The following is a 3,272-nucleotide window of genomic DNA, read 5'->3' as shown; positions in this document are numbered from 1 at the left end:
CTACCCTGATCGGCACCCGTTGAGAGCTGCGCGCCCTCCGGAACACCCTCGAAACGCACCGCAGTAATCGACTCAGAACCATCTAGATCGACAAGATCCGCCGTTATATCCAGGCTAATCGGTTCATCTTCGTTTCCGCTAATGTCGTTCGCTTGTAACGTTGGGACATCCGCCACTGGGATAACTGAAACATGATATTGTGCGGTGCTACTCGCTTCCGTAATCACACCACTATCTGGATCTTCATCCTGATGCGTCACCATGACATCCAACGTAAAGTCAGTACTGTCATGCAACGGAGGCGTTAACGTCAGCGCTGCTAGATCCTCAGCCAATACGGTCACTGTATCATCAGCATTGACCGTACCGTGGCTAAACACTGCGCCGTCTGGCACTTGCGAGAACGTAACGCTAACGATACTTTCAGAACCATCTTGATCGACTAAAAGCGCTTGTATATCAATATTGAATGCAGTGTCTTCATTGATATCAACGTAACTATCAAGCAGTGTCGCCGTATCCACGACCGCGTTAACCTCAACATCCATCGTCGACAAGGTCTCAGACGTACTCACCTCTCCTGTCTCAGGATCGACATCTGCCACGCTCGCCAACACCGATAAGCTGAAGTCTTCGCTATCATGCAACGGTGGCGTAATCGTTAGACCGACCAACTGATCGACACTTAAGGTCCAGCTATTATCACCGTTATCAACGCCAGCTGATAACGTCGCACCCACTGGCACATCGCTGATTACTATCGATTGCACTGACTCAGAACCATCAAGATCCACCAAGCTAGCCATAATATCGAGTGTAATAGCCGTATCTTCATCACCTGTCGCAGGAGTCATCACCAAGGTTGGCGCATCCGCAACAGCATCAACCTGCACCGTAATTTGGTGGCTACTGATCTCGACACTCTGACTCACTCCCTCAGGGTCAACATCTTCGGTCGTCACTTCAACAGTTAAGGTGATATCCTGACTATCATGGAGACTAGGCGTATAACTTAATCCCGCTAACTCTCCAACCGTTAAATGGTATTTTCCATCCGCATCCATGACGCCAGCAGACAGCAAGGCATCAGCCGGCACACCACTAATCACAATGTCTGTGATGCTTTCCGAACCATCCGCGTCAGGTTGACTAATATCAAGATTTAACGCGATCGCTGTATCTTCATCTCCACGTGCTGATGCCACTACGACAGCCTGTTCTGAAACGGGCAACACTTCTACATTAAAACTAATCGTGTCACTCACTTGGCTAACGAGGCCTGACTCAGGGTCAACATCATTCACCAATGCCGTCGCACTCAAGATAAAATCATCACTACTATGCGCCGGTGCTTGTATGGTTAGACTCGCTAAATCGTCAATATTCACGATCCAAACACCACTACCCTGATCGGCACCCGTTGAGAGCTGCGCGCCCTCCGGAACACCCTCGAAACGCACCGCAGTAATCGACTCAGAACCATCTAGATCGACAAGATCCGCCGTTATATCCAGGCTAATCGGTTCATCTTCATTTCCGCTAATGTCGTTCGCTTGTAACGTTGGGACATCCGCCACTGGGATAACTGAAACATGATATTGTGCGGTGCTACTCGCTTCCGTAATCACACCACTATCTGGATCTTCATCCTGATGCGTCACCATGACATCCAACGTAAAGTCAGTACTGTCATGCAACGGAGGCGTTAACGTCAGCGCTGCTAGATCCTCGGCCAATACAGTCACTGTATCGTCAGCATTGACCGTACCGTGGCTAAACACTGCGCCGTCTGGCACTTGCGAGAACGTAACGCTAACGATACTTTCAGAACCATCTTGATCGACTAAAAGCGCTTGTATATCAATATTGAATGCAGTGTCTTCATTGATATCAACGTAACTATCAAGCAGTGTCGCCGTATCCACGACCGCGTTAACCTCAACATCCATCGTCGACAAGGTCTCAGACGTACTCACCTCTCCTGTCTCAGGATCGACATCTGCCACGCTCGCCAACACCGATAAGCTGAAGTCTTCGCTATCATGCAGCGGTGGCGTAATCGTTAGACCGACCAACTGATCGACACTTAAGGTCCAGCTATTGTCACCATTATCAACGCCAGCTGATAACGTCGCACCCACTGGCACATCGCTGATTACTATCGATTGCACTGACTCAGAACCATCAAGATCCACCAAGCTAGCCATAATATCGAGTGTAATAGCCGTATCTTCATCACCTATCGCAGGGGTCATCACCAAGGTTGGCGCATCCGCAACAGCATCAACCTGCACCGTAATTTGGTGACTACTGATCTCGACACTCTGACTCACTCCCTCAGGGTCAACATCTTCGGTCGTCACTTCAACAGTTAAGGTGATATCCTGACTATCATGGAGACTAGGCGTATAACTTAATCCCGCTAACTCTCCAACCGTTAAATGATATTTTCCATCCGCATCCATGACGCCAGCAGACAGCAAGGCATCAGCCGGCACACCACTAATCACAATGTCTGTGATGCTTTCCGAACCATCCGCGTCAGGTTGACTAATATCAAGATTTAACGCGATCGCTGTATCTTCATCTCCACGTGCTGATGCCACTACGACAGCCTGTTCTGAAACGGGCAACACTTCTACATTAAAACTAATCGTGTCACTCACTTGGCTAACGAGGCCTGACTCAGGATCGACATCATTCACCAATGCCGTCGCACTCAAGATAAAATCATCACTACTATGTGCCGGTGCCTGTATGGTTAGACTCGCTAAATCGTCGATATTCACGATCCAAACACCACTACCCTGATCGGCACCCGTTGAGAGCTGCGCGCCCTCCGGAACACCCTCGAAACGCACCGCAGTAATCGACTCAGAACCATCTAGATCGACAAGATCCGCCGTTATATCCAGGCTAATCGGTTCATCTTCGTTTCCGCTAATGTCGTTCGCTTGTAACGTTGGGACATCCGCCACTGGGATAACTGAAACATGATATTGTGCGGTGCTACTCGCTTCCGTAATCACACCACTATCTGGATCTTCCTCCTGATGCGTCACCATGACATCTAGCGTGAAGTTAGTACTGTCATGCAACGGAGGCGTTAACGTCAGCGCTGCTAGATCCTCAGCCAATACGGTCACTGTATCATCAGCATTGACCGTACCGTGGCTAAACACTGCGCCGTCTGGCACTTGCGAGAACGTAACGCTAACGATACTTTCAGAACCATCTTGATCGACTAAAAGCGCTTGTATATCAATATTGAA

The 3,272-nt window shown here is 49.1% G+C and carries 1 protein-coding gene; it reads right to left on the bottom strand.

Annotated elements, in window-relative coordinates:
• Nucleotides 1-3,272 (bottom strand): hypothetical protein (locus tag A3739_RS29595; protein WP_197472148.1); only part of this gene is annotated, 3,272 nt, incomplete at both ends.

Source organism: Oleiphilus sp. HI0067 (genome assembly GCF_001635735.1).
Note: the sequence above shows the minus strand (reverse complement) of the source record. Positions and strands in the feature narration are given on the sequence as shown.